Raw genomic sequence first — 26,675 nt, forward strand, 5'->3', positions numbered from 1 at the left:
GCCAATTCTCTCTTGCTTATGTCACAATCTTCTGTGAAAGCGACCCTATTCTATCATTGGAAAGGATCGTTCATGGATCGTGACACCATTCGACGCGGCGCTCTTGCGTTGCTCCTCGCCTCAGCCATGACCGGTACGGCTTTGGCTCAAAGCGCAGCGCCGGCTGCAGTGCCACCCGTGAGCAGTGACGCCACTCCAAAAGTAGCCTGCGGTGGCGATCTCACCGCATTTCTGGCCGGCGTGAAGGCTGAGGCGATTGCCGATGGCGCGGATGCCGCCGCTGCCGACAAGACGCTGGCAGGCGCGCAGATTGACCAGAAGGTTCTCGCGATGGACCGCAGTCAGGGTGTCTTCCGACAAACCTTCCTCGAATTCTCCCAGCGCACCGTAAGCCAGGGCCGTCTCGACATCGGCCGCCAGAAGATGAAGCAATATGCCGACGTCTTCGCCAAGGCCGAACAGGATTATGGCGTACCTCCCGGCGTCATCACCGCCTTCTGGGCGATGGAAACCGACTTCGGCGCCGTCCAGGGCAATTTCAACACCCGCAACGCGCTGGTCACTCTCTCGCACGATTGCCGCCGGCCGGACTTCTTCCGTCCGCGCCTGATCGCGCTGATCGAGCTCGTCCAGCGCGGCGATGTAGACCCGGCAACGACGACAGGCGCTTGGGCCGGCGAAATCGGCCAGACGCAGATGCTGCCACCCGATATCATCGCTTATGGCACCGATGGCGATGGCGACGGTCATGTCAACCTGAAGACCAGCGCTCCAGACGTGATCCTGACGACCGCCAGATTCCTCCAGCATCTCGGCTTCCAGCGCGGCCAGCCTTGGCTGCAGGAGGTAACGGTTCCGGACAATCTTCCCTGGGAAAAATCCGGTATCGGCGGCACGCTGACTGCAGGCGATTGGTTCAGGCTCGGCGTCACGCCGCGGGACGGCAACACGAGCTTCGGCTCCCTGCCCGCCGCTCTCATCCTGCCGCAGGGTCGCAAGGGGCCCGCCTTCCTGACCTATCCGAACTACAATACCTATCTCGGCTGGAACCAGTCGTTCATCTACACGACATCGGCCGCCTATTTCGCCACGCGTTTCGCCGGCGCACCGCCCTATAATAAGGGCAATCCCGAGCCGGGCTTGAACGATGTCGATATGAAGGCGCTTCAGACCAAGCTTGTGGCTCGCGGCTATGATGTCGGCAAGATCGACGGCATCCTCGGCTCCGGCACGCGTGTCGCCATCCAGAAGGAACAGTTCCGCCTGGGCATGCCGGCTGACGGCTGGGCGACGACGGCATTGCTCAACGCACTCTGATTTCTCCCATATATCGATCCAAAAGGCGGCTCCAGGCCGCCTTTTTTGTATCTGCTCCACTCGCACCGTGAGCAAGACAGCAAGAAACGGGTGGAGAGCCTGCACTCTTCCGGTTTAGATGCATCGAAAGAGGAGAGATGCCATGAATGGCGAACACCGAATGAGCGCCTCGACATGGGGCCTGCTGCTGTTGCTCGGATTGATCTGGGGCGGGTCGTTCTTCTTCGCTCGTATCGCCGTTCACTACGTACCGCCCTTCACGCTCGTCTTTCTGCGTCTGTCGCTGGCGGCCGTGGCATTGCATCTCTATCTTGCTGGCCGCCTCAATATTTATCAGTCCCTGCGCCATCATTGGCCACAATTTCTGCTGCTGGGCTTAATCAACAATGCGATACCGCATACGCTGATCTTCTGCGGCCAGACGCAAATGGGTGCCGGGCTCGCATCCATCCTGAACGCGACGACGCCGATGTGGACCGTGTTGATCGGCAATCAGCTCACCATCGACGAGCGCTTGACATCGGCCAAGCTGCTCGGCTGCCTCACCGGCCTCCTCGGAACGGTCGTGTTGCTCGGACCGAGCGTTACCAGCAGCGGCTCGGTACCCTTCTGGGCACTCTCATTGCCGATCTTGGCGGCAATCTCCTACGGATTTGCAGCGATTTATGCCAAACGCTTCAAGGGCATCGCGCCGCCAGTTGTGGCAGCGGGCCAGTTGACAGGCTCCTCGCTCATCATGCTGCCGGTCGCGCTGGTGATCGACCAACCTTGGACGCTTGTCGCCCCGCCGGTGACGGCAATTGCCGCCATTCTTGGCCTCGCGCTGCTGTCGACCGCTTTCGCCTACATCCTCTATTTTCGCATCATCGAGCTTGCAGGCGCCACCAACACCTCGCTCGTCACTCTGCTCGTGCCGCCGAGCGCGTTATTGCTCGGCTTCCTCTTTCTCGGAGAGCGAATGGGGCCGACCGAAATCGTCGGCATGATGCTCATTGCCGCAGGTTTGCTCGTCCTCGATGGGCGGCTTTTTGCATGGATGAAACGCGGCGTCAGAACGCGGGAAACATGATCTCCCACTCCATTGGGGTGGCCTACAGTCACAACATATTAATATTTACTCACAGCCCGTCATCGAGCCGGAAATCCATATTTATAAAGCAATATCAAGTCTCTGCCGCAAATTCATGAATCATCTCGCGAATTCGATACTGCGTCGCAGCATCGAATGTTCTTTCCAAGCAACACATTTTCGACATAACATTTAACAGCTGACTGAGGAGGAAGACATGGGATTAACACGATCCATCAACGTCCTAGTGGTCGGTGCGGCCTTCGTTTTCGTCGTGACGATGCTTTTCATCTGACGGCTTCAGGAAAACTCGCACGCGACCAAACTCCGAGAAGTTAACAAAACCCCTGCTTAATTAGAAAAGCGCATGCCCGGCCGGACATGCGCTTTTTATCGTCACGCTTCGCAAAACGGTTTAGGCAGCAGCGCCAGCCCGGGAAGCCACCTTGCGCTGAAGACCGAGCCGCTCAAGCACGGCGGAAACAAGCGGCGAGCGGTTCATCGTATAGATGTGAAACTCATGAATGCCACGGCCCACGAGATCCTGTATCTGTTCGGCGGCCACGTCGGCTGCGACCTTGGCGCGCTCCTCGATATTGTCGTCCAGACCGTCGAAACGCTCATCAAGCCAAGAAGGGATACTGGCGCCGCATGCACCGGCAAAGCGCTTCAGCTGCGTCAGGTTCTGGATCGGCATGATGCCCGGCACGACGGGAATCTCGATGCCCGCCGCGCGAACGCGATCATGGTAGCGCTCGAAGGCATCATTATCGAAGAAGAACTGGGTCAGCGCCCGGTCGGCACCGTTCTTTGCCTTGCGCTTCAGCATGTCGATATCGGCTGCCGTATCGCGGCTTTCCGGATGCTTTTCAGGATAGGCGGAAACGGAAATGTCGAAATCGCCGCGCTCCCGCAAAGCGCCAACCAGTTCCGCGGCATTGGCATAACCGCCCGGATGCGGTTGATAGGCCGAACCGACACCACCCGGCGGATCGCCGCGCAACGCGACGAAACGGCGAACACCCGTAGCCAGGAACTCGTCGATCACACGATGCGTATCTTCGCGTGTAGCGCCGACGCAGGTCAGATGCGATGCGGTGGTAAACGGCGTCTCGTGGATCATCTTTCGCACGGCGGAAAGCGTCGGCGCCTTGGTCGAGCCGCCCGCTCCATAGGTTACTGACACGAATTCAGGGTCCCAATCGCTGAGTTCCTCGACGGTGTTCCACAGCTGCTGTTCGGCCTCTTCCGACTTCGGCGGAAAGAATTCGAAGGAGATGCGGATACCCGCATTATGGCTTTCTGATCTCGAAGACATGTCAAACTCTCCCGGCAAGAATGGGGGATGACTGGTGGCCCTGATCGGACGCAATCAGCAACCGCGGGTCGCGCGCCAGCCAGATGGTGACGGTCAGCGCCTGTCCGCCTTCCCTCCCCGAATGAAGATCCTGCACGCGCTCCACATCCAGCCCCGCCAGTTTCAGCCAATCCGACATGGCCTGATGCGAGAAGCCGAGGCGCAGATGCGCATGCTCGTCACGCAGATATTCAAGCCCGTGCGGCGCGAGGTCGATGATGACAAGCCGGCCGCCGGGCCGCAGCATTCGTGCGGCCTCATTGATCGCAACCTCCGGCTGATCAAGAAAATGCAGCACCTGGTGTATGGTGATGAGATCGAAATCCTGCTGCTCGAGCGGCAGGTTGAAAATATCGCCATGCCGCACCGAGGCGGCGGTGATATTGGCCCGGTCCAGATTGGCGCGGGCAACGGCCAGCATATCACGGCTGGCATCGATGCCGACGGCGCGGCGATAGTGTCCGGCCAGAAGCTGCAGCATCCGGCCTGTACCCGTGCCGAGATCGAGAAAGGTGTCGATCGGCTGCGGGCCGATAAGATCGATCAGCGCCTTGTCGACATCCTCGTCAGCGACATGGAGACGACGCAGTTCATCCCACTCGGCGGCATTTCGGCTGAAATATGCCTGGGCGCGCTCGGCGCGAATGCGCTTTACGGAGGCGAGACGTTCCCCGTCACGCAGCAGCACCGTATCCTTTTCTGCAGTATGGCGCAGGAGGCTGCGGGCCAGCGTCACGGCCTTGCCCTCTTGCTTCAGCCGGAAGTAAGCCCAGGCGCCTTCCTGATAACGATCAATCAGTCCGGCTTCGCCGAGCAGCTTCAAATGCCGGGAAATGCGCGGCTGCGACTGGCCAAGGATTTCGGTAAGATCGGTCACCGTGAGATCGCCGGCAGCGAGAAGCGCGAGAAGACGGAGCCTCGTCGGCTCTCCGACCGCCTTCAACACGTCTACTACGTCATCCAAGCCGAGTTTAACCAGATCTGTCATTCCACACCCAATCAAGATATAAAGATATCTTTATGTGATTTGGATTTTCTTGGCAAGAGCCAATCGGCTAGCTACGGGAGTTCGACGTCGGAAATCCGTTAGCTTCCGGCGAAAACAGAATATCGAGGGCGATTGCTACATAAAAGAAAACCCCGGACAAGCCGGGGTTTTCAAAGAGCCAAACCGAGAGCTCAGCGTGTTAGGCGCTTATGCGCCTGGCTGCCCGGATTGAGAGCATCAGGGCCGAGACGGCGGATTTTGTCCTGCTCGTAATCTTCGAAGTTGCCTTCGAACCATTCGACATGGCCTTCGCCTTCAAAGGCCAGGATGTGCGTGGCCAGGCGGTCGAGGAACATGCGATCGTGGCTAATGATGATGGCGCAGCCCGCGAAGTTTTCAAGCGCGCTTTCCAGCGCCCCAAGCGTTTCCGTATCGAGGTCGTTGGTTGGTTCGTCGAGCAGAAGCACGTTGCCGCCAGCCTTCAACATCTTGGCCAGGTGAACGCGGTTGCGCTGACCGCCAGAGAGATTGCCGACCTTCTGCTGCTGGTCGCCGCCCTTGAAGTTAAAGGCGCCGCAATAGGCGCGTGAGTTCATGTCGAACTTGCCGAGCTTGATGATTTCGGCACCGCCGGAGATTTCCTCCCATACCGTCTTATTGCCGTCAAGCGCGTCGCGGCTCTGGTCGACATAGCTGAGATGCACCGTCTCGCCGATACGGACCGTGCCGGCATCCGGCTTTTCCTGCCCGGTGATCATCTTGAACAGGGTCGTCTTGCCGGCGCCGTTCGGGCCAATGATGCCAACGATGCCGCCGGGCGGCAGCTTGATCGACAGATCGTTGATCAGCGTGCGGCCTTCGAAGCCCTTGGTGATGCCCTCCATCTCGATCACCACCTGGCCGAGACGCTCGCTGACCGGAATGATGATCTGCGCATCGCCGGGACGCTGATTTTCGGCAGCATCGACCAGCTGTTCGTAAGCGTTGATACGCGCCTTGGACTTGGCCTGGCGGGCCTTGGGGCTGGAGGCAATCCATTCCTGTTCGCGGCTGATCGCCTTCTGGCGGCCAGCTTCTTCGCGGGCCTCCTGCTGCATGCGCTTGGCCTTGGCCCGCAGATAGGCGGAATAGTTGCCTTCGTAGGGAATGCCACGACCGCGGTCGAGTTCGAGAATCCAGCCGGTAACATTGTCGAGGAAGTAGCGGTCGTGGGTGATCATCATCACGGCGCCCGGATAGTCGCGCAGGTGCTTTTCCAGCCAGGCAATGGTCTCAGCGTCGAGATGGTTGGTCGGTTCGTCGAGCAGCAGCAGGTCCGGCTGCGAGAGAAGCAGGCGGCACAGTGCGATACGGCGGCGCTCACCGCCTGAAAGGCTGGTGACTTCGGCATCGCGCGGCGGGCAGCACAAGGCTTCCATCGCCATCTCCACCTGGCTTTCCAGATCCCAGAGGTTCTGGCTGTCGATGATATCCTGGAGCTTGGCGCCCTCTTCCGCGGTCTCGTCGGAATAGTTCATCATCAATTCGTTGTAGCGATTGAGGATTTCGGTTTTCTTGGCAACGCCTTCCATGACGTTTTCGAAAACCGTCTTGTTGGGATCGAGCTGAGGCTCCTGCGCCAAGTAGCCGATGGTGGCGCCTTCGGCCAGCCAGGCTTCGCCGGTATATTCCTTGTCGAGGCCGGCCATGATGCGCAGCACGGTCGACTTACCTGCACCGTTCGGGCCGAGAATACCGATCTTGGCGTCGGGGTAGAAGGAGAGATGGATATTCTCGAGAATCTTCTTGGCGCCATAGGACTTATTCAGACCGGCCATATGATAAATGAACTGACGTGCCATAGCTTGGGTTGCTCCACGGACGAATAGCGTTGCGATTTGTGCCGCTATGTAGGCGAAACCCCGCCCTCGGGCAACGGCGAAACCTTGTCCGAGGGCATTATCCGCGTCAGAAAGGCCGTATTTTCTCAGAAACCGGCCGCGTCCACCACACCCCGATCACAGCCGAAGGAGGTGCTGCCGGCCCCCTGGATCAGTTTGGCGAGCCGCGGCTCACTGCCCTGCTGGGGGTCGATCGCATCTTCCGAGAGACCGATGGTCAGCTCCGAAATCATTCGGACATCGCCGACGCGGCGGCAGCTCATCTTGATGCGCGCATTGGCGCCCTCGCCGAAGCTCTGATCAAAGGCTGCCTTGATGCTTTCGGCATCCAGCTCCTTGCCGATATTCTGCGCGAAAAGATCCCGCACGGCAGACGTATTAAGTTCGGCGATCAGGCCAGCGGCGATGGAGAAATATTGGTCGGCGCTGAGCTTCGTGCAGGTGCCGTGCTTGATCCATTCATGCCGCTCCAGGCCGGATTGAGTGCCTGGCATTGCCTTGTCCAGCTTCGCCTTCACGTCTTGGGACAGCTGCACGGCAGGCAAATCCTTCCAGTCGCGGCCACGATCCGCCTGCTTCAGATCCTCGGAAACATCGCAATATTCCTGCCGCATCGGCCAGAGACCATGCAGAGAAAAATTCGTGGCATCATGATTGTTCGACGACTGGTTCCGGCATTCTGCCTTCTTCTGGTTCGTCTGACAAAATGCCGGCTCCCAGCTCGCCGCCAGGATAAAGCGCGTCCGTCCGCGGCTATGCTCCTGCGCCATGGCGCTCGCAGCCGTCCCAACCGAAAGGAGCACAACCGCCAATACTCGAAGCCAATGCTTCATTCGTACCTCCAACTAGAACATTATAGGAACAAATAAGCAGTTTGATCGAGCGGGCGCAATCCTGAATCGCAGCGCTCGGAAAGATTTATTTCTGTGAGCTTCACCACCTATCCATTGCAATCGGGCGGATGATAACCTTTCGTCCAACTGGGAGGACCGAATGCATGTTCGCGGATACGCAGCGCCTGAATAGCCCGACGGGGGCGACCCTTGCCTATCATCATTTGCCGGCGGCGACCGATGCCTGCGGCATCCTCCTGATATCGCACGGCCTTGCCGAGCACTCCCGTCGCTATGAGGCCTTTGCGGGCGCGATGGCCGCCCAAGGCTTGCACGTCTATGCCCATGACCATCGCGGCCATGGCGAGACGACCGCCCCCGATGCCCCTATCGGCCGCTTTGCTCGAAGAAATGGAGGCGCTCAGGTCATCGCCGATGCACTCGCCATGCGCGAGTTTGCCGCAAGTACCCATCCCGGCCTGCCGATCATCCTCTTCGGTCACTCCATGGGCGGTTTGATCAGCCTGAACACAGCCGTCACGCATCCGGACAAGTTCGATGCCGTCACCGTATGGAACTCCAATTTCAATCCCGGCCTTGCCGGCCGCGCGGCCCAACTCATCCTGAAGGCAGAGCGCATGTTCAAGGGATCGGACGTGCCGAGCGGGCCGCTGCCGAAGCTGACCTTCGGCACCTGGGGTCGATCGGTTCCGAACCGCCGAACCGACTTCGACTGGCTCTCGCGTATTCCCGAGCAGGTGGACAAATATATCGCCGATCCGCTTTGCGGCTTCGATGCCTCCGTGTCGCTCTGGCTGGACCTGTTCGAACTCACCTTCCGCGCGCCACAGAAGGCACATCTCGATCGTCTCCGACGTGACATGCCGATCCATCTCGTCGGCGGCGGCAAGGATCCGGCAACGGAGAATGGGAAAGCGATTTCCTGGCTGGCAAACCATTTGAAAAGAGCCGGCTTCTCTCGTATTACCATTGAGATCTATCCCGACATGCGGCACGAGACGCTCAACGAAATCGGTGCCGACGAAGCCATTTCCCGCTTTGCCGATTGGTGCAAGAGGGTAACGGCAAACAACTGATTCTCATGGGAATTCCACAATGAGCACCTCCAGCGGCTCCTCGGCGCGATTGCTGCAGTCGGAGCTGACCTTCGGTTTGGTGACGATGTTTCTCTCCGTCGTCCTCTCGCCAGTCATGGATATCTTCTCCAAGCTCGCGGCGACCACGATTCCGCCGGGCGAAGTGACCGCCGCCCGCTTCATCTTCCAGGCTCTTTTTGCGCTCCCCATGATGGCAATGCGCGGGAAATGGGGCGTGTGGAGTTGGCGACGCAGCGGCGTCCATGCCATCCGTGCCGCCGTGCTCACGCTGTCCATGGTGTCGTTCGTGACCACGCTGCAGGTGATGGAAGTGGCCGATGCCATTGCCATCTTCTTCGTCGAGCCGATGATGCTCACCATCCTCAGCAGCGTCTTCCTGAAGGAAACCATCGGCTGGCGGCGCTATGCCGCCTGTGCCGTCGGCTTTTTCGGCGCGATGCTGATCATCCAGCCAAGCTTTCAGGAAGTCGGCTTTTTCGCCTTGCTCCCTGTCGTCACCGCGTTTTGCGTCGCCGTCTACGTCATGATCACGCGCGTGGTCTCCCATAGCGAGGACGCATGGTCGATGCAGTTCCAGACGGCTTTATGGGGGACCGGCATCAGCATGGTCCTGCTTGCCATCGGTCGAACGACGGGAACTACAATCCTCGATCCGGTCATTCCGGATCTGGTGGCCACGCTCTATCTACTCGGCGTTGGCATTACTGCAGCAGCGGCGGGTATCCTCACGGTATATGCCTATCGCGCCGTGCCGGCCTCGACGCTTGCGCCGCTGCAGTATTTCGAGATCGTTTCCGCCACGATCTTCGGCTGGCTCGTCTTCGACAATTTCCCGGATGCGACCAAATGGCTCGGCATTCTCATCATCACCGGCTCCGGCCTCTACATTCTCTGGCGCGAGCGGCGCTTTGCTTCCAAGCCGGTATCCGATACATCTGAAACTGCATTCACGCCGTAAGCGAGTGGATCGACATGACAGACCAGAAAACCAAGAAACCTCCGCTGTCCGGTATTCGTGTCATAGAGCTTGCCCGCGTTCTCGCCGGCCCCTGGGCCGGGCAGATGCTGGCCGACCTCGGCGCCGATGTCATCAAGGTGGAAAATCCGGATGGCGGCGACGACACGCGCCAATGGGGTCCACCCTTCGTCGAAGGCAAGGATGGCGAAAATCTCTCTGCTGCCTATTATCACTCCGCCAATCGCGGCAAGCGCTCCATCACCGCCGATCTCAAGACCGAGGAAGGGCAGGAACTGGTACGCCGGCTGGTAAAGACAGCCGATGTGGTGATCGAGAATTTCAAGCTCGGCGGCCTCGTCAAATACGGGCTGGATTACGAAAGCCTGAGGAAGATCAATTCCCGCATCGTCTACTGCTCGATCACCGGCTTCGGGCAGACCGGCCCCTACGCCAGTCTCGCCGGCTACGACTATATCGTCCAGGGCATGTCGGGGTTCATGTCGATCACAGGCGAGCCGGATGGCCAGCCGATGAAGGCCGGCGTCGCAATCGCCGATATCTTCACCGGCATCTATGCCGTTTCGGCAATCGAGGCCGCCCTGATCCATGCGCTGAAGACCGGGGAAGGACAACTCATCGACATGGCGCTGCTCGATGTACAATCCGCAGTGCTCGCCAATCAGAACATGAACTATCTGATCTCGGGTAAGCCGCCCGTGCGGCTCGGCAACGCCCATCCCAACATCTCACCCTATGAAGTCGTGCCAACCGCCGACGGCTATCTCATTCTCGCTGTCGGCAACGACGGGCAGTTCCGGCGCCTCTGCGCCATTCTCGGCATGGAAACCAATGCCGATGACGAGCGCTATGCGACCAACAAGGCCCGCGTTGCGAACCGCAACGAGGTTCGGGCTTTCATCTCGGCCGAAACGCTGAAGTGGAACAAGGCAGAGCTGCTGAAAGCCTGTGAGGCCAACGCCGTACCGGCGGGCGCCATCAACACGATCGAGGATATGTTCGCCGATCCGCAGATTGTGGCGCGCGGACTGAGGATCGATCTCGAGGATAGCGCCGGCACTGTCATTCCGAGCGTCCGCACGCCGATCGTGCTGTCGGAAACGCCGTTGACCTATACGCGGCCGAGCCCGCGTCTCGGCGAACATCAGGAGGAAGTTCTGGCCGAATTGGCAGAACTGGAGGGGAAGGCGAGGAGATGAAGCGAACGGGCGGGCAACTTATCGTCGAGGCTTTGAAGGCCAATGGCGTGCAGCGCATTTCCTGCGTGCCGGGCGAGAGCTTTCTCGCCGTGCTCGATGCCCTGCACGACAGCGATATCAAGGTGCTCGTCTGCCGCCAGGAAGGCGGCGCGGCGATGATGGCGGATACCTGGGGCCGATTGACCGGCGAGCCGGGCATTTGCATGGTCACCCGCGGTCCCGGCGCCACAAACGCCTCTGCCGGCCTTCATATCGCACGGCAGGATTCGATCCCGATGATCCTTTTCATCGGCCAGGTCCAGCGCGATGCCCGCGAACGCGAGGCTTTTCAGGAAGTGGAGTTCCGTCGTGCCTTTACCGAATTCGCCAAATGGGTCGGCGAAATCGACGACGCTGCCCGCATTCCGGAATTCGTCACCCGTGCCTTTGCGGTAGCCACATCGGGACGCCCAGGTCCGGTTGTACTGACTCTCCCCGAAGACATGTTGCGCGATGAAGTCGAAGCGCCGCAAGTACTGCCCTACGTCCCAGTTGCCGCCCATCCGGGCCGCGGCCAGCTTGCAGAACTTAGCCAGTGTCTTGCGGCTGCCCAGCGGCCAATGGTCATTCTCGGCGGCACGCGCTGGAACGAGGAAGCGGTTGCCGGCATCAGGCAATTCGCCGAGCGTTTCAAACTGCCGGTCGGCTGCTCCTTCCGCCGGCAGATGCTGTTCGACCATCTGCATCCAAACTATGCCGGCGATGTCGGCATCGGCATCAATCCGGCGCTGGCAAAGGAAATCAAGGAAGCGGATCTGCTGATCCTTCTCGGCGGCCGCCTCTCCGAAATGCCCTCCTCCGGCTACACGCTGGTCGATATCCCCTACCCGCGCCAAAAGCTCGTCCATATCCATCCCGACCCTTCAGAACTCGGACGCGTCTATCGGCCGGACCTGGCCATTTGTGCCAGCCCAGCGGACTTCGTTGCGGCTCTGGCAGAGCTCGATGCGCCAACCGCGACACCTTGGGCCGAGCGCATGGAACGCATGCACGCGGCCTACCTCACCTGGTCGAAGACCCCGGAAAAAAGCCCCGGCGCTGTCCATATGGGCCGCATCATAGATTGGATCGAAGCCAATACGGCCGATGATGCGATCTTCACCAACGGCGCCGGCAATTATGCCACCTGGCTTCACCGCTTCCATCGCTTCCGCCGCTTCAACACGCAGGCGGCTCCGACCTCGGGCTCGATGGGATATGGCCTGCCGGCAGCGGTTGCCGCGAAACAGCTCTTTCCCGATCGCGAAGTGATCTGCTTTGCCGGCGACGGCTGTTTCATGATGCATGGCCAGGAATTTGCGACCGCTGTCCAGTATGGACTGCCGCTCATCGCTTTAGTCATCAACAATGGCATGTACGGCACGATCCGCATGCATCAGGAACGGGAATATCCCGGCCGCGTTAGCGCCACCACGCTCGATAATCCGGATTTCGCGGCCCTTGCCCGCGCCCATGGCGGCCACGGCGAAACAGTGAAGGCGACGGAAGAGTTCGGCCCGGCTTTCGAGCGGGCGCGAGCGAGCGACAAGCCGGCCATCATCGAGATTGCGCTCGACCCGGAAGCGATCACGCCCTCCCGCACCCTGACGGAAATCGCCCAGACAAAAGGCCGGTGAGCGCGAGCCCACCGGCCTTGAAAAAATCACGGATAGCGCGACTTAGAGCGCTGCCGTCACGATGAATTCGACCTTGTACTTCGGCGCTGCGAGCTTGGCTTCGCTGGTCGCACGGGCCGGCGTGTTGGCCGGATCGACCCAGGCTTCCCAGGCGGCGTTCATTTCGGCGAAGTAGGAGATGTCCGAGAGGTAGATGAGCGTCTGCAGGATCTTCGACTTGTTGGAGCCGGCTGCAGCGAGCAGGCGGTCGACTTCAGCCAGTGCCGACTTGCACTGATCGGTGACGCTTTCGCCTTCGCCAACCTGGCCGGCGAGATAGACGGTGTTACCGTGGATGACAGCGCCGCTCATGCGGGCGCCAACGTCGATACGCTTGATGCTCATGGTGTTCTCCTGATGTTGTTCTTCGACAGGTAAACAGGGCATAGCTCACTGCCTGCCCTGCAATCAAAAGGCCGGGGGAAAGAACCCGTTCAGCCGCGAATGTGATGTGTCTTCTGATAGATCGCGGTCGAACGCGCGCCGGAGCGGCAATAGCCGAGCATCGGCCGAGGAAACTCGTCCAGCGCATCAACCATGCCCTGCACGGCCTCTTCAGTCACGCCCATCGGGCCGACAGGCACCTGGGTGATCTCCAGACCGAGTTCCTTGGCGCGGGCTTCGATGACACCGAACGGCGTCTGATCCGGGCTTTCGCCATCGGGGCGATGGCAGACGATGGACTTGAAACCCAGGGCCTTGATCTGGTCGAGATCCTCTACGGTGATCTGGCCGGACACCGAGTAGTCATCGTCGATCGGGCGGATATCCATGGTTCATGTCCTCTCTAAAACCGTGGCCTTGATCTACGCCGCTGTCGAGCAAGCGTCAACCGCGGCACGCTCTCAAACGAAGGCAAAGTTGAGCATGAAATTGCGGGCTTCGCCGGGCTGGAGAATATTGAATTCACCGGTTTCTTCCAGCTCGGCGCGAGGCACCCAGCGATGCGAAACCGGCTCGATGCCGAGTACATGCGCGGGGGCGCGCTGATTGCGCCAGACCTGCAGGAATGGCAGCGTGTCGGTACCGAAACGCACCCCTAGTGTCTTGCCACCGATGGCCGCAATAGGGCCGAGACTGATCTCCGCCCAATCCTCGCCCTTGTCCTGCGCCGGCACACAGAAGATATCGCCCCCCTCCTCGCCGAAAGTCCAGGGAAAGCCGCCATTATCAAGCATCTGCCCGGCAAGGCGCGTGCCGTTATCGAACCATTTGCCGCCGATGTTCATATGGTACATCAGGAAAACCGGCATCGCCTCCGTGCTGGTATTGACCAAACGGTCCGCAAGCGAGACCTCGCCCGTCGCACCATCGATCTGCCAAAGTCGTTCGAGCCTCGCCGTGCGGCGTTCGGCGGTGACAACATCGATATCGGCGCGGCATTCCGCATTGCCATTCTCGAATTTAGTCCAGAGAATTTTGGCTGGATGGGACGCGAAGGAACCGTGTAGCGGATAGCGCTTGCCCTCATAGGCGCCGGACATCGGCTCAGGATGACGGATATGGTCCGGACCGCAGGTGAAGAGGAAGCCTTCCACGGAATGACTGATCCGCGGATCGCCATCGTCAGGAACGGCACTTCCGGGCGCAAGATTATTGCCCTCGACGATGCAGGCGCCGATATCCAGGACGGACCCCTCATCCAGCGTCAATTTCGGCCCTTTGGCCGCAGAAAAATCCATCATCCTCAAAGTCCTCCCCGATCGACGCCGAGCGCAGGTGCTGTCCCAAGGTGGCGCGCGGCTGAAATAAGCGGTTATTTGGCTTACCAAATCTTAACTTGAAGCCTTGATCACATAAATTTTTATATTTTATTCAGCATGATAATCTAAATCTCCATACTGGCGTCAAAATTGCCATGTGTGTGTGTCAGCCGAACGACCATCCCGAGGATCCGACAGACGTGAACCGGTTCGTAAAATTGAGTTTTGCCCTGGCGATGACTGCCACCGTGTCCATGCTCGCGCTCACGGACGCGCAGGCACAATATTATCGCAGCGGCAACGGCAATACGGTTCTCGTCACTCCTGACGGCCGGATCCTCGATCAGTATCCTTATGGTGGTGGATATTCCATGGCCCGCGACGGTCGCGGCCGCCGGGTCCTGATTGATGCTTACGGCAATGTCGTCGCCACGGAGATGAAGGCCAGCACCTACTATCCCCGCGCCCCAGCCCGCGATACCTATGGCACTAGTGGCGGCCGCTATGGCGACACGCAGCTTTCCAACAACGGCGACTACCAGGACTATCGTCAATATCGCTCCGACAGCTACGGAAACTACGACGGCGCACCCAACAATGGTTACGACCAGCAGGATCGTGGTGTGGTCACCGGCGGAATTCCGCGCGACAGCGATATCCAGCGCCAGCCGCTCGACAATCAGCCATTGCCTGGCAAGAACCAAGGCCAGACGAACGCGAACGGCAACGACTACGCATCGATCGATCCACAGCAGAGCGCGCCCGACATCGTCAACAAACCGGCACCGGCCGAACCCGTCATCACGCTTAAGGGCAAATCGAAGATGGAGATCACCGCGCTAGAGGTCTTTCTCGCGCGGCAGGGCATTTCGCCGGGTGCGATCGACGGCAGAATGGGTGCCAACGTCACCAAGGCGATCTATGCCTATCAGCAGATGACCGGCCAGACGCTCGACCCGAACAATACCGACGCGATCCTCGAGCAGCTTCGCCTGTCCGGCGGTATGCCAATCGTCAACTACACGATCACGGCGGCCGACGCAGCCGGCCCCTATGTTGCATCAATCCCCGAAGATTATGCCGCAAAATCCCAGATGCCGTCCCTCGGCTATACCTCGACGACGGAAATGCTGGCCGAACGCTTTCACATGGATGAGGGCTATCTGAAGGCGCTCAATCCCGGCGTCGATTTCACCGTGCCGGGCAGCACCATCAAGGTCGTCAATACCGGCCCCAGTAAGACCGGCGCAGTCGCCAAGATCCTGGCAGACAAGGGCCGCAAGCAGGTTTTCGCCTATGACGCCAACGGCACGCTGATTGCCGCCTACCCGGCCAGCATCGGCTCCGCCGACACGCCCTCGCCGTCAGGCACAGTCACGGTCGAGCGCGTCGCCTTCAATCCGGGCTATACCTACAATCCGAAGATCAACTTCCAGCAAGCCGGAAACGACAAGGTTCTCAATATTCCGCCAGGCCCGAACGGCCCGGTCGGTACGGTCTGGATGGCTCTATCGAAGCCGACCTACGGCATTCACGGCACGCCGGATCCCTCGAGAATCGGTAAAACGCAGAGCCATGGCTGCGTGCGCCTCACGAATTGGGATGCGACCGAACTTGCCAAGATGGTCAAGCCGGGCGTCGTCGTCGAATTCGTAGACTGATTGCCAAACATGCCTACAAAAAGCCGCCAAGTTTCCCCGGCGGCTTTTTCTTTGTCTTGAAATATCAGAGCACCGCTATTTTCATCCGGCGCGTCAGGTAGTTCGGCGGCGTGTCAGAAGCAATCGCGGAACAAAGCCTTCGTATTTTCGAGCGTCAGCGGCACCGGATTGCCGCCGGCACTCGGGTCTTCGATCGCCATGGCGGAGAGCTCGTCGATCCGATCAGGCGCGATGCCCATGGCAGACAGATTTTCCGGCACGCCGAGTTCCGAGCGCAGTTGCAGCACGTAATCATAGAAGCCGTCGAAACCGCCCGAAATTCCGAGATAGGCGGCGGCGCGGGCAATCTTATCCTCGATTGCCTTGCGGTTGAAACGCAGGACGGCCGGCATGACGACGGCATTGGTCATGCCATGATGTGTGTTGTAGACGGCGCCGATCGGGTGCGACAGCGCGTGGATCGCGCCAAGCCCCTTCTGGAAGGCGACGGCGCCCATGGCGGCGGCGCTCATCATGTTGGCGCGGGCTTCGAGATCCGTTCCCTCGCGATAGGCGCGCGGCAGGAATTCCTTGACGAGCCGCATGCCTTCCAGCGCGATACCGGCCGACATCGGGTGGTAGAACGGCGAGGAATAGGCTTCCAGGCAATGGGCAAACGCGTCCATGCCAGTGCCGGCGGTGATGATCTTCGGCATGCCGACGGTCAGTTCGGGATCGGCGATGACGACGCCGGGCAGGAACTTCGGGTGGAAGATGATCTTCTTCACATGCGTTGCGGAATTGGTGATGACGCTGGCGCGGCCGACTTCCGAACCGGTGCCGGCAGTCGTCGGCACCGCGACGATCGGCGCAATGCCTTCGACGCTGGCGCGGGTCCACCAGTCCCCGATGTCTTCGAAATCCCAGACCGGACGCGACTGGCCCACCATGAAAGCGACGCACTTGCCGAGATCGAGACCGGAACCGCCGCCGAATGCGACGACGCCATCATGGCCGCCGTCCTTGAACGCTTTCACGCCGGCTTCGAGGTTCTTCTCGTTCGGGTTCGGGTCGACGTCAGCGAAGATGGCGCGGCCGAGACCTGCTTCTTCCAGAATATCCAACGCCGTCGCCGTGATCGCCATCGAGGCGAGTCCCCGGTCGGTGATCAGGAGCGGCTTCTTCATGCCCAGGCTCTTGCAGGCGTCCGCCAGTTCCTTAATCCGGCCACGGCCGAGCTTGAAGGCGTTCGGATAGCTCCAATTGGCTGAGATAGTGCTCATGCGGTTACTTTCTTCAGGTGATAGGATTTCGGGCGCGTCAGATTTTGGAAGCCGATGATCGACAGCGAGCCGCCGCGGCCGGTTTCCTTGACGCCAGTCCAGCACAGCGCCGGATCGAGATAATCGGCGCGGTTCATGAAGACGGTGCCGGTTTCGATTTCTCGGCCGATGCGCGAGGCGCGCTCAACATCCTTCGTCCAGAGCGAAGCCGTCAGGCCGTAGGGGCTGTCATTCATCAGCTCCAGCGCTTCCGTGTCGCTCTTCACCTTCATGATGCCGACGGCAGGGCCGAAGGTCTCCTCGCGCATAAAGGCCATGGAATGATCGACATTGACGAGAACCTGCGGCGCGAGATAGGCACCGCCATCGTCAGCCGGGAACAGCTTCGGGTCGACCAGCGCCTTGGCGCCCTTAGCAACCGCATCGGCGATCTGTTCACGCACCACCTTGGCAAAGCGCTTGTGCGCCATCGGCCCGAGCGACGTCTCGGGATCAAGGGGATTGCCGAGCTTGTAGTTCGAAACCCAGGCAACGGACTTCTCGACGAAGGCGTCATAGAGCGATTCATGCACATAGATGCGCTCGATGCCGCAGCAGCACTGACCGGAGTTGTAGGTCGCTCCATCCATCAGCGTGTCGACGGCGGCGTCGAGATCGGCATCCTCCATCACATAGCCCGGATCCTTGCCGCCAAGCTCCAGCCCGAGGCTGGTGAAGGTGCCGGCTGCCGCACGCTCGATCGACCGGCCGCCTTCGACGGAGCCGGTGAAATTGACGAAGTTGAAGCTTCCGGCTGCGATCAGAGCCGAAGTCGTTTCATGATCGAGGAAGACATTCTGGAAGACATCGGCGGGAACGCCGGCCTCGATGAAAGCCTGCACCAGCCGCTCGCCGACGAGCAGCGTCTGGCTTGCATGCTTGAGAATGACGGTGTTGCCGGCCATCAGCGCCGGCGCAACCGTGTTGATCGCCGTCATGTAGGGATAGTTCCACGGCGCGATGACGAAAACGACGCCATGCGGTTCGCGCTCGATGCGGCGGGCAAAATTGGCGCTGTCCTCGACGACCAAGGGTGCCAACGCATCGGCGGCGATCGACGCGACATAGTTGGAGCGCTCGTTGAAGCCGCGATATTCGCCGCCATACTTGATTGGGCGGCCCATCTGCCAGGCAAGCTCCGGCACCACTATTTCGGCCATCTCATTGAGCCGGGCCACGCCCTTCAGCACGAGCTGAACGCGGTCCTCCAGCGGACGACGCGCCCAGTCCTTCTGTGCCTTGCGGGCACGTGCGACGACGTCCTTGGCGGCTTCCAGCGAAAGCGCCGGACGCTCGGCATAAACCTCTCCGTTCACCGGGGAGACGCATGTGATCATGGTCATGATCGAATTCCTGTTTTCTTGGTCATCCAATTGATTGCCTGATGTTGCAGAACCTTTGGCCGCCTCTAAGAAGAAATGGCAGGTCAACAAGCATCCCGGCGCCCCCTGCCCGATCCTAGAATGAAAATCGGGCAAGAGGCAGATCGCAAATGCCTTACGCCCTTTCGAATCCGCGCGCCACTTCCCAATCCGTGATGCGACGATCATACTCCTCCTGCTCCCATTCGGCAGCGCGGGTATAATGATCGATGACATCGTCGCCAAAGGCGGCGCGCAGCATCTTCGAATTGGTCAGGGCTTCGGTCGCACCACGCAGGGTGCGCGGTATCTCGCGAACTTCACGCGCACCATAGGCATCGCCGACAAAGGGCGCCTCAAGTTCGAGCTTGTTTTCGATGCCATCAAGGCCGGCGGCAATCAGGGCAGCAAATGCCAGATAGGGATTGAGATCCGAGCCGCCGACGCGGCATTCGATGCGAATGCTCTTGGTTTCGGCACCGCACAGGCGATAACCGGCGGTGCGATTGTCCGTGCTCCAGATTGCCTTGGTGGGTGCGAAGGTGCCGGCAACGAAGCGCTTGTAGGAATTGATATAGGGCGCAAGGAAATAGGTAATTTCGCTGGCGTGCGTCAGGAGGCCCGCGACATAGTGCTTCATCAGCGGCGTCATGCCGTGTTCTTTTTCCTTGTCGAAGAACAGCGGCGTCTTGCCGTCTACACTCCAGAGCGACTGATGAATATGGGAGGAACTGCCCGCAGCGCTGTAGTTCCACTTCGCCAGGAACGTAATGGCCTTGCCCTTCGACCAGGCAATCTCCTTGCAGCCATTCTTGATGATGGCATGGCGGTCGGCCATGGTCAGAGCATCGGCGTAGCGGACGTTGATTTCCTCCTGGCCGGCGGATGCCTCGCCCTTGGAGTTTTCGACAGGGATCTCCGCGCCCTGCAATCCCTTGCGGATCGCCCGCATCACATCTTCTTCCTTCGTGGTCTGGAAGATGTGGTAATCCTCGTTGTAGCCACTGACGAGATTGAGATTGCGATAGCCGGATTCACGGGCACTGTCGTAGCTCTGGTCGAACAGGAAGAATTCAAGTTCCGAAGCCATGTAGGCCTTCATGCCCATCGCTTCGAGACGCTTGACCTGCTTCTTGAGAATAGCGCGTGGCGAATGCGCGACTTCCTCATGAGTATGGTGGTCGAGCACGTCGCAGAGCACGAGCGCCGTGCCCTCAAGCCAGGGAATGCGGCGCAGCGTGGCGAGATCGGGCTTCATCGTATAGTCGCCATAACCCTTCTCCCAGCTCGTCGACTTGTAGCCGGAGACGGTCTCCATCTCGATATCAGTCGCCTGCAGATAGTTGCAGCTATGCGTTTCCTTCCATGCGCTTTCGATGAAGAATTCCGCCTGGAAGCGTTTGCCCATCAACCGGCCCTGCATATCGACCTGGCATGCCAGAACCGTGTCGATGCGCCCTTCGGCCACATCTCGCTTGAGGTCGTCGAACGTATAGCTGCTGCTCATAATTTGGTCCGCCTGAACAATGAATTGAAACGTCGGCCTGCCGGACGATACCGTCTTACGGATAATCCGCGCGCGTGCCGCCGTGTCGCTACCGATGAAAAGGGCCGCAGGGCTGCGACCCCATTGCTTGCAAAGATTGGACTTCGCTTACTGCTCGCCGACGGCGGCTTCCGCTGCCGCGATCTCAGCCTTGCGCTTGGCAATCGCATCGCCGATCGGCGGGCCCTTGAAGCGGCGGCGCTCGAAACCGAACCAGACGATGCCGGTCAGCACGAGGAAGCCAATGGTGATGATGCCAGCCCAATCGTTTGGCGGCTGAATGCCGAGGACGAAGATGATGATCATCGCGATAATCGTCAGCACGGCAAACAGCTTGAACAGCCCTTCCCCGAGGTTCCAAGGACCCATCTTATCCCATTTCGCCGTACCCCAAGCGAAAAGACCGAGCGTGATCGGGATTGCGAAGGAGAAGAACAGGAAGATGACAGTGCAAGAGACGACGATGGTATAAACCGGCGTGTCACCGATCGATACCAGCGACGAACCCCAAACGAAGAGGACGGAGAGGACCGAGCCGGTCCAGATCGCGGAAACCGGTGTACGATATTTCGGGCTGACCCGCGAAAGCGTCTTGGAAGCCGGCAGACCGCCGTCACGCGAGAAAGCGAAGATCATGCGCGAAACCGAGGTGACCGTCGCAAGACCGCACAGCCACTGGCTGACGAAAATCAGCAGATAGAGAATGTCCTTCACGATGGGATTGACCTGTGCGTCCATTGCCCAGAAGAACACATTCCAGCCCTGCTTGGCGGCATCGTCCATATTCGGCAGCATGAGCACGAACGAGCAAAGCATGATGTAGCCGAACAGCGCCGACCATAGAACCGAAGATACCATGCCGCGCGGAACGGAATGGGCTGCTTTCACCGTCTCTTCCGAGGTGTGGGCCGAGGCGTCGTAGCCGGTGATCGTGTAGATCGGCAGCAGAAGGCCGAGCGCGAAGACCCAGAAGGTCGAAACCTGCGGCCAGACCGGCGCGCCCGTTGCCGAACCGTCGGCCGCAATCGTCGCCAGGCCGGAATAGTTGGTGAAGGTGAAAAGCCGCGCGAAATCGTAGGACGGCGCAGCGATCAGGCACACAGCCGCCAGAAGGATCGAGGTTGCGAAGATCAGATAGCCGGAAAAGTCGGTCAGCTTCGCTGTCAAGCCGATACCCATGTGATTAACCAGTGCCTGAAGGCCCGTGATGACCACTAGGAACACGATGCGCACCAGCGTGGTGTCGGTCATGTTGAAATAGCCGCCGAAGGCACCGATGAAGAAGTAATAGGTGCCGACATTGATGGCGCCGAGGACCGTGACGAGGCCGAGCAGGTTGAACCAGGCCGTCAGCCAGCCGGTGAAGCGATTGCCGAGGATCGAGCCCCAGTGATAGAGGCCGCCGGCCGTCGGATAGGCCGAGCTGATCTGCGCCATCGCGACGGCGAAGACGAGAGATATGAAGCAGCCGACCGGCCAGCCGATGCCGATAGCGGCACCGCCCGCACCCGATGTCGCCTGGGCGAGCGAATTGATACCGCCGGATAGAATGCAAATGATCGAGAAGGACACGGCGAAATTCGAGAATGAACTCATCCGCCGTTCCAACTCCTGGGCATAGCCCATGGAGTGCAGGATCTGGACATCCTGCTTTTTGTCTAACTCTGAATAATCAGACATGCCATTCCCCCTAAAGCCCGGTCGTCCGCGGGATTGCGGAGAACCATGTGTCACATTGACCGCTGGCATTTCGCCATGCGGCCTGATCGCAGTTGAACTGCTCCCCGGGGTCTTTTTCTTTTATGCTCAGGCTTCCAGACCACTCTGGAGAAGCCCCGTCAGATAATCGGCCACGACCCCTTGGCCGACGTCATCCAGAATGAGGTCGTTGCGGACCTCGATCATTACGTTATGCAGACCATTGGCAAGCCCATGCAGCTTCAGCGTATGGGTAACGCCGTCTTCAGGTCCGTAAGGCTGGTTGCGTTCAGTCTTGTAGAGCGGCGCTTTGGTCGCTGCGTCCAACATGCGATCGGCCAGCCAACGGTCTTCGTCATGCAGAATGCCAAGCTCCACTGCGCGCGGCTTGCCATTGTAGATCGGCGTGAAGCTGTGAATTGTCACGATCACGGTTTTTTGTCCGCGTGCGGCACGCTCCTTCAAAAGCGACCGGATGCGATCGTGGAACGGGATATAGAGCCCCTCCGTGCGGGCCCGCCTGTCCGCTTCGCCCAGACGCTGATTGCCGGGGATCGTATAGATCTCGCTCGTCTCCGGCATGGCACCGGCGCTTTCGGGGGGCCGGTTGCAATCATAAATCAGCCGGGAGAAGCGCTGAAACACCAGAGTGGCATCAAGGCCCGCGGAGATTCTCCTTGCAACCGCGAGTGCACCCGGATCCCAGGCGATGTGGCTGGAACGCGCCTCGGCTGAAAGCCCGAGATCGCCGAACCGCTCGGGAATCTCACGCGAGGCATGCTCGCAAACGAGCAAAACTGCGCTGCTTCCGTCCGGCCTTTCGACCGCGACGCAATCGCCGTCCGCCTTCGACAAAATGCCTTGCTGCGCAAGCATCAGAGACGCCCCAGTGCCGATTAATAAAATCTTTATAAGAAAAGAATTCTTCAGGTTTTCCCTGCTGTCAACTGGAAACTGAAATTATTTCTTCATTTGTGACATTGACTCGAATTGTGACAGCGTTGTTATATCCTGGAAAGAAAGCGGCATCAGACCGTTCGGGGAGCAAAAATCGAGTGAGCAATGCGTCGAAGACAGTTTCGGACGTGATCAATGCGCGCTTTGACACTTTGACGCGCGCCGAAAAGCAGCTCGCCAAAAGCTTGCTCGACAACTATCCCGTTTCCGGATTGGGTAGCATCACCACCGTCGCCGAGAATGCGCGGGTTTCGACCCCGACAGTCGCGCGCATGGTGCAGAAACTCGGATATAAAGGCTATCCGGACTTCCAGGCCCATCTTCATCAGGAAGTAGAAGCGACGATCTCCAACCCGCTGACAAAGCACGATCGCTGGGCATCGAACGCTCCGGGCACGCATATCCTCAATCGCTTTGCCGATACCATCACAGGCAATCTGCGGCAGACTCTGTCGGACCTCGACGTGGCCACCTTCGACAGCGTCGCGGCACTGCTGTCGGAAAGAAAACGCGCTCTTTATTTCGTAGGCGGTCGCATCACCGGGGCGCTTGCCGAATATTTCTTCACTCATATGCAGGTCATCCGACCGAACACGACCTTGCTTTCTTCGAACTCAAGCGCATGGCCGCAATATGTCCTGAACATGAATCCGGGCGACCTGCTCGTCATCTTCGATATCAGGCGCTACGAGCAGGAAATGGTCAATCTCGCGGCTGCCGCCCGCCGCCATGGCGCTGAAATCATCGTCTTCACCGATCAGTGGGCAACTCCGGCCGCCAAACATGCCAAGCACACGTTCCGCGTGCAAATTGAGGCGCCTTCCGCCTGGGATTCATCGGTTGTTACCCTGTTCATCGTCGAAGCCCTGATCGAAGCCGTCCAAAGCTCGACATGGGACGAAACGAGCGAGCGCATGAAGACACTCGAAGGTCTTTTCGAACAAACCAAGCTGTTTCGCAAGCTAAGCTGAAGGGGAGTGAAAACAGAAAATAACAGCTCCTGGAGGATGTGGAATACAGCGACTGTCATACTTGTCGATTAGAAGCAAAAATCGACTGCGTTTTCAGTAAACCCAACGCTTTGAAGTCGTCACACAACCTTCATGTAACGTCATTAACAGCAACGCCAGACACTGAAAACCCAAAAGGAGGAAATGCAGTGATCTCGAAAATTCATCGTCTTCTGACAATCTCCACAGCGATGCTCGTCGCTTCGACGGCTATGGCCGCCGCGGAACCGAGCGCCGATCTCATCGCTGCCGCCAAGAAGGAAGGCACGCTGACCACCATCGCCCTGCCCCACAACTGGTGCGGTTATGGCGACGTGATCGCTGCCTTTAAGGCGAAATACGGCATTGAAGTCAACGAACTGAACCCGGATGCGGGTTCGGGCGATGAAGTCGAAGCGATCCGTGCCAACAAGGGCAACACCGGCCCGCAGGCTCCTGACGTGATCGACGTTGGTCTCTCCTTCGGCCCGACCGCCAAGAAGGAAGGCCTGCTGCAGCCCTACAAGGTGTCCACCTGGGATTCGATTCCGGACAGCAATAAGGATGCTGAAGGCTACTGGTACGGCGACTACTACGGCGTTCTCTCCTTCGTCGTGAACAAGGACATTGTGAAGAACCCGCCGAAAGACTGGGCTGACCTCCTGAAGCCGGAATACGCAAACTCTGTTTCGCTCGCCGGCGACCCGCGCACATCGAACCAGGCCGTTCAGGCCGTCTACGCCGCCGGTCTCGCCGCCGGCGAGAAGGATGCAGTCAAGGTCGGCGCCGCCGGTCTCGATTACTTTGCCAAGCTCAACAAGGCTGGCAACTTCGTTCCCGTCATCGGCAAGTCCGCTTCGCTGGCTCAAGGTGCAACCCCGATCGTCATCGCTTGGGACTACAACGGACTTGAATGGCGCGACGGCCTGAAGGGCAACCCGCCGGTTGACGTTACCGTTCCGGCTTCAGGCGTTCTCGCGGGCGTTTATGTTCAGGCGATCTCGGCTTTCGCGCCGCATCCGAACGCTGCCAAGCTCTGGATGGAGTTCCTCTATTCCGACGAAGGCCAGATCGGCTGGCTGAAGGGCTATTGCCACCCGATCCGCTTCAACGACCTGGCGAAGAACAAGAAGGTCCCGCAGGAGCTTCTCGACAAGCTGCCGCCGGCTGCTGCCTATGAAAAGGCAGTCTTCCCGACGCTCGACGAGCAGGCTGCCGGCAAGACCGCCATCACCACCAAGTGGGATTCTGTCGTCGGTTCGAACGTGCAGTAATTTGACCTGACATGACCTCCCCGCTTCGGCGGGGAGGTTTCCGTTTTTCTGACGCCGCGGATTGGGCCAATTATGAGCATCGCCACAACATCAACGGTCAGTTCCACTCCGATGATCAATAAGCGTGTAGTCATCGACTGGCTGGGAATAGCACCCTTCCTGATCTTCGCGCTGCTGTTCCTAATTCTTCCGACGATCTATCTGATAGCAGGCGCCTTTCTAACGCCGGACGGCAGCCTGACGCTCAAGAACATCGCCGACCTGTTCACGCCGACGATCATGAGCGCCTATTGGATCAGCATCAAAATCTCGGTCGCTTCGGCGCTCGGTGGCGCGATCATCGGCTTTTACCTGGCTTGGGCGCTGGTCCTTGGCGGGCTTCCCACTTGGATCCGTCACGCCTTCCTAACCTTCTCGGGGGTCGCATCGAATTTCGCCGGCGTGCCACTGGCCTTCTCGTTCATCGCCACACTCGGCCGCCAGGGTCTGGTCACGATATTGCTCGCTCATTTCGGCTTTAACCTCTACGGCAGTGGCTTCAACCTGTTGAGCTTCTTCGGCTTGACCATTACCTACATGTACTTCCAGATTCCGCTGATGGTGCTGATCATTACGCCTGCGCTCGACGGCATGAAGAAGGAATGGCAAGAAGCGGCTTCCATTCTAGGCGCAACCAATGGACAATATTGGCGGATGGTCGCCCTTCCGATCCTCTGGCCGAGCCTGCTTGGCACGACGCTGCTACTGTTTGCAAATTCGTTCGGCGCCATCGCGACTGCAATTGCACTTACCGGCAGCTCGCTGAATATCGTTCCGATCGTACTCTATGCGCAGATCCGCGGCGACGTGCTGCACAATGCCAATCTGGGCTATGCGCTGGCGCTGGGCATGATCGTCATCACCGGTATTTCGAACGTCATTTATATCTTGATGCGCATGCGCGCTGAACGGTGGCAGAAATGAAGCTGCAAAAATTCTTCGCCTGGATCGCCGTTGCCATCGGCCTCATCTACTTCCTGGTGCCGCTCATCGGTACGCTGGAGTTCTCGCTGCGCATGCGGCGCAACGCTTACAGCTTTGACGCCTATGCCTCCGTCTTTTCGGATTTCGGCTTCATAACGGCCTTTGGCTTCTCGATGTTGATGGCGCTTCTGACCATCATCTTCGGCATGCTGCTCGTTGTGCCCACGGCCTATTGGGTGCGGTTGCGGCTGCCGCAGCTTCGCCCTGTCGTAGAATTCATCACCTTGATGCCGTTGGTCATTCCGGCCATCGTCATCGTTTTCGGCTATCTGCGGCTCTATAATTCGTCGTCGATCCTGCCGCTGACCGGCTATAATTCGACGACGAACATTCTGCTCGTCTGCTCCTACATTGTATTGTCGCTGCCCTATATGTATCGTTCGGTCGATACGGCGATGCGTACCATTGATGTCGGCACGCTGACGGAGGCTGCCGAAAGCCTTGGTGCAAAATGGACAACCATCATGTTCAAATGCATCTTTCCAAATGTCATGAGCGGTGTGCTTTCCGGAGCATTCATCACCCTTGCGATCGTCATGGGCGAATTCACCATGGCATCGCTGCTCAACCGTCCGGCATTCGGGCCCTACATGCAGCTTATGGGCGCCAACAGAGCTTACGAGCCCTCTGCCCTGGCCATCATCGCGCTTGCCGTTACCTGGCTCAGCATGGGCCTCTTGCAGCTCGTTTCCCGTTTCTCAAAATCCGCTCCGATTAAGGCGTAAGGCTTC

Annotated in this window: 23 protein-coding genes; 11 read left to right on the forward strand and 12 right to left on the reverse strand. The window is 59.2% G+C overall.

Annotation, left to right across the window (positions count from 1 at the left end; genetic code table 11):
- Window positions 1-72: 72 nt before the first annotated feature.
- Together RTCIAT899_RS11325 and RTCIAT899_RS11330 are read left to right on the forward strand one after the other, a co-directional pair.
- On the forward strand, window positions 73-1,317 hold the full coding sequence (locus RTCIAT899_RS11325) for a lytic murein transglycosylase (RefSeq protein WP_015340374.1): 1,245 nt from the start codon (window positions 73-75) through the stop codon (window positions 1,315-1,317).
- 142 nt (window positions 1,318-1,459) lie between these two features.
- Window positions 1,460-2,386, forward strand: a complete 927-nt coding sequence (locus tag RTCIAT899_RS11330; RefSeq protein ID WP_015340375.1) for a DMT family transporter — start codon at window positions 1,460-1,462, stop codon at window positions 2,384-2,386.
- 415 nt (window positions 2,387-2,801) lie between these two features.
- On the opposite strand, the gene metF is transcribed toward RTCIAT899_RS11330, so the two are convergent.
- The 4 genes from metF to RTCIAT899_RS11350 form a co-directional block, all read right to left on the reverse strand.
- Entirely contained in the window at window positions 2,802-3,704 is a 903-nt protein-coding gene (gene metF / locus RTCIAT899_RS11335; RefSeq protein WP_015340377.1) for a methylenetetrahydrofolate reductase [NAD(P)H], read from the reverse strand.
- Window position 3,705: 1 nt separating this feature from the next.
- A complete protein-coding gene (locus RTCIAT899_RS11340; protein WP_041677541.1) occupies window positions 3,706-4,731 on the reverse strand; it encodes an ArsR/SmtB family transcription factor in 1,026 nt (341 codons plus the stop codon).
- A gap of 191 nt (window positions 4,732-4,922) precedes the next feature.
- Window positions 4,923-6,572 (reverse strand): energy-dependent translational throttle protein EttA, encoded by a 1,650-nt coding sequence (ettA, locus tag RTCIAT899_RS11345; protein WP_015340379.1) that lies wholly within the window; start codon window positions 6,570-6,572, stop codon window positions 4,923-4,925.
- A 125-nt stretch (window positions 6,573-6,697) separates the two neighbouring features.
- Window positions 6,698-7,444 carry a ribonuclease T2 family protein gene (locus RTCIAT899_RS11350; protein WP_015340380.1) on the reverse strand — a complete coding sequence of 249 codons (747 nt, stop codon included), beginning with the start codon at window positions 7,442-7,444 and terminating at the stop codon, window positions 6,698-6,700.
- Between the two features lie 164 nt (window positions 7,445-7,608).
- On the opposite strand from RTCIAT899_RS11350, the gene RTCIAT899_RS11355 reads away from it, so the two are divergent.
- Genes RTCIAT899_RS11355 through RTCIAT899_RS11370 form a run of 4 tightly spaced genes read left to right on the forward strand, consistent with a single transcriptional unit; the run spans window position 7,609 to window position 12,392 of the window.
- A complete protein-coding gene (locus tag RTCIAT899_RS11355; RefSeq protein WP_015340381.1) occupies window positions 7,609-8,541 on the forward strand; it encodes an alpha/beta hydrolase in 933 nt (310 codons plus the stop codon).
- A 19-nt stretch (window positions 8,542-8,560) separates the two neighbouring features.
- Window positions 8,561-9,520, forward strand: coding sequence for a DMT family transporter (locus RTCIAT899_RS11360; RefSeq protein ID WP_015340382.1), 960 nt, complete (start codon window positions 8,561-8,563; stop codon window positions 9,518-9,520).
- A gap of 14 nt (window positions 9,521-9,534) precedes the next feature.
- Complete coding sequence (caiB, locus tag RTCIAT899_RS11365) at window positions 9,535-10,737, forward strand: succinate--glutarate CoA-transferase (protein ID WP_015340383.1); 1,203 nt, start codon at window positions 9,535-9,537, stop codon at window positions 10,735-10,737.
- A complete protein-coding gene (locus RTCIAT899_RS11370) occupies window positions 10,734-12,392 on the forward strand; it encodes a thiamine pyrophosphate-binding protein (RefSeq protein ID WP_015340384.1) in 1,659 nt (552 codons plus the stop codon). Before caiB ends, RTCIAT899_RS11370 begins: the two co-directional genes overlap by 4 nt.
- 42 nt (window positions 12,393-12,434) lie before the next feature.
- On the opposite strand, the gene RTCIAT899_RS11375 is transcribed toward RTCIAT899_RS11370, so the two are convergent.
- From RTCIAT899_RS11375 to RTCIAT899_RS11385, 3 genes are all read right to left on the reverse strand, one after another.
- Complete coding sequence (locus tag RTCIAT899_RS11375) at window positions 12,435-12,776, reverse strand: RidA family protein (RefSeq protein WP_015340385.1); 342 nt, start codon at window positions 12,774-12,776, stop codon at window positions 12,435-12,437.
- Window positions 12,777-12,865: 89 nt separating this feature from the next.
- Window positions 12,866-13,204, reverse strand: a complete 339-nt coding sequence (locus tag RTCIAT899_RS11380; protein ID WP_015340386.1) for a protein tyrosine phosphatase family protein — start codon at window positions 13,202-13,204, stop codon at window positions 12,866-12,868.
- A 72-nt stretch (window positions 13,205-13,276) separates the two neighbouring features.
- A complete protein-coding gene (locus tag RTCIAT899_RS11385; RefSeq protein WP_015340387.1) occupies window positions 13,277-14,116 on the reverse strand; it encodes a DUF4432 family protein in 840 nt (279 codons plus the stop codon).
- A gap of 254 nt (window positions 14,117-14,370) precedes the next feature.
- Here RTCIAT899_RS11385 and RTCIAT899_RS11390 point away from each other — a divergent pair, with 254 nt between their 5' ends.
- Window positions 14,371-15,795 carry a L,D-transpeptidase gene (locus RTCIAT899_RS11390; RefSeq protein ID WP_210304984.1) on the forward strand — a complete coding sequence of 475 codons (1,425 nt, stop codon included), beginning with the start codon at window positions 14,371-14,373 and terminating at the stop codon, window positions 15,793-15,795.
- 113 nt (window positions 15,796-15,908) lie between these two features.
- Here the strand turns inward: RTCIAT899_RS11390 and RTCIAT899_RS11395 are convergent, their stop codons facing one another.
- The 5 genes from RTCIAT899_RS11395 to RTCIAT899_RS11415 all read right to left on the reverse strand — a co-directional run bounded on the left by RTCIAT899_RS11395 (window position 15,909) and on the right by RTCIAT899_RS11415 (window position 22,577).
- Window positions 15,909-17,057 carry an iron-containing alcohol dehydrogenase gene (locus tag RTCIAT899_RS11395; protein ID WP_015340389.1) on the reverse strand — a complete coding sequence of 383 codons (1,149 nt, stop codon included), beginning with the start codon at window positions 17,055-17,057 and terminating at the stop codon, window positions 15,909-15,911.
- Entirely contained in the window at window positions 17,054-18,439 is a 1,386-nt protein-coding gene (locus RTCIAT899_RS11400) for an aldehyde dehydrogenase family protein (RefSeq protein WP_015340390.1), read from the reverse strand. Before RTCIAT899_RS11400 ends, RTCIAT899_RS11395 begins: the two co-directional genes overlap by 4 nt.
- Window positions 18,440-18,593: 154 nt before the next feature.
- Entirely contained in the window at window positions 18,594-19,964 is a 1,371-nt protein-coding gene (locus tag RTCIAT899_RS11405; protein WP_015340391.1) for a glutamine synthetase family protein, read from the reverse strand.
- Window positions 19,965-20,111: 147 nt separating this feature from the next.
- The gene (locus RTCIAT899_RS11410; RefSeq protein WP_015340392.1) at window positions 20,112-21,683 is read right to left on the reverse strand and encodes an amino acid permease; all 1,572 of its coding nucleotides are present in this window, start codon (window positions 21,681-21,683) and stop codon (window positions 20,112-20,114) included.
- A gap of 126 nt (window positions 21,684-21,809) precedes the next feature.
- Window positions 21,810-22,577, reverse strand: a complete 768-nt coding sequence (locus tag RTCIAT899_RS11415) for an N-formylglutamate amidohydrolase (RefSeq protein WP_015340393.1) — start codon at window positions 22,575-22,577, stop codon at window positions 21,810-21,812.
- Between the two features lie 179 nt (window positions 22,578-22,756).
- Here RTCIAT899_RS11415 and RTCIAT899_RS11420 point away from each other — a divergent pair, with 179 nt between their 5' ends.
- The 4 genes from RTCIAT899_RS11420 to RTCIAT899_RS11435 all read left to right on the forward strand — a co-directional run bounded on the left by RTCIAT899_RS11420 (window position 22,757) and on the right by RTCIAT899_RS11435 (window position 26,669).
- Window positions 22,757-23,629 (forward strand): MurR/RpiR family transcriptional regulator, encoded by an 873-nt coding sequence (locus RTCIAT899_RS11420; protein ID WP_015340394.1) that lies wholly within the window; start codon window positions 22,757-22,759, stop codon window positions 23,627-23,629.
- Between the two features lie 188 nt (window positions 23,630-23,817).
- Window positions 23,818-24,921, forward strand: coding sequence for an ABC transporter substrate-binding protein (locus tag RTCIAT899_RS11425; protein ID WP_015340395.1), 1,104 nt, complete (start codon window positions 23,818-23,820; stop codon window positions 24,919-24,921).
- Window positions 24,922-24,993: 72 nt separating this feature from the next.
- Window positions 24,994-25,884: an ABC transporter permease gene (locus RTCIAT899_RS11430; RefSeq protein WP_015340396.1), complete on the forward strand. Its 891-nt coding sequence runs from the start codon at window positions 24,994-24,996 to the stop codon at window positions 25,882-25,884.
- On the forward strand, window positions 25,881-26,669 hold the full coding sequence (locus RTCIAT899_RS11435; RefSeq protein ID WP_015340397.1) for an ABC transporter permease: 789 nt from the start codon (window positions 25,881-25,883) through the stop codon (window positions 26,667-26,669). Before RTCIAT899_RS11430 ends, RTCIAT899_RS11435 begins: the two co-directional genes overlap by 4 nt.
- Window positions 26,670-26,675: the final 6 nt, after the last annotated feature.

It is taken from the genome of Rhizobium tropici CIAT 899 (assembly GCF_000330885.1).
Classification (GTDB): domain Bacteria; phylum Pseudomonadota; class Alphaproteobacteria; order Rhizobiales; family Rhizobiaceae; genus Rhizobium; species Rhizobium tropici.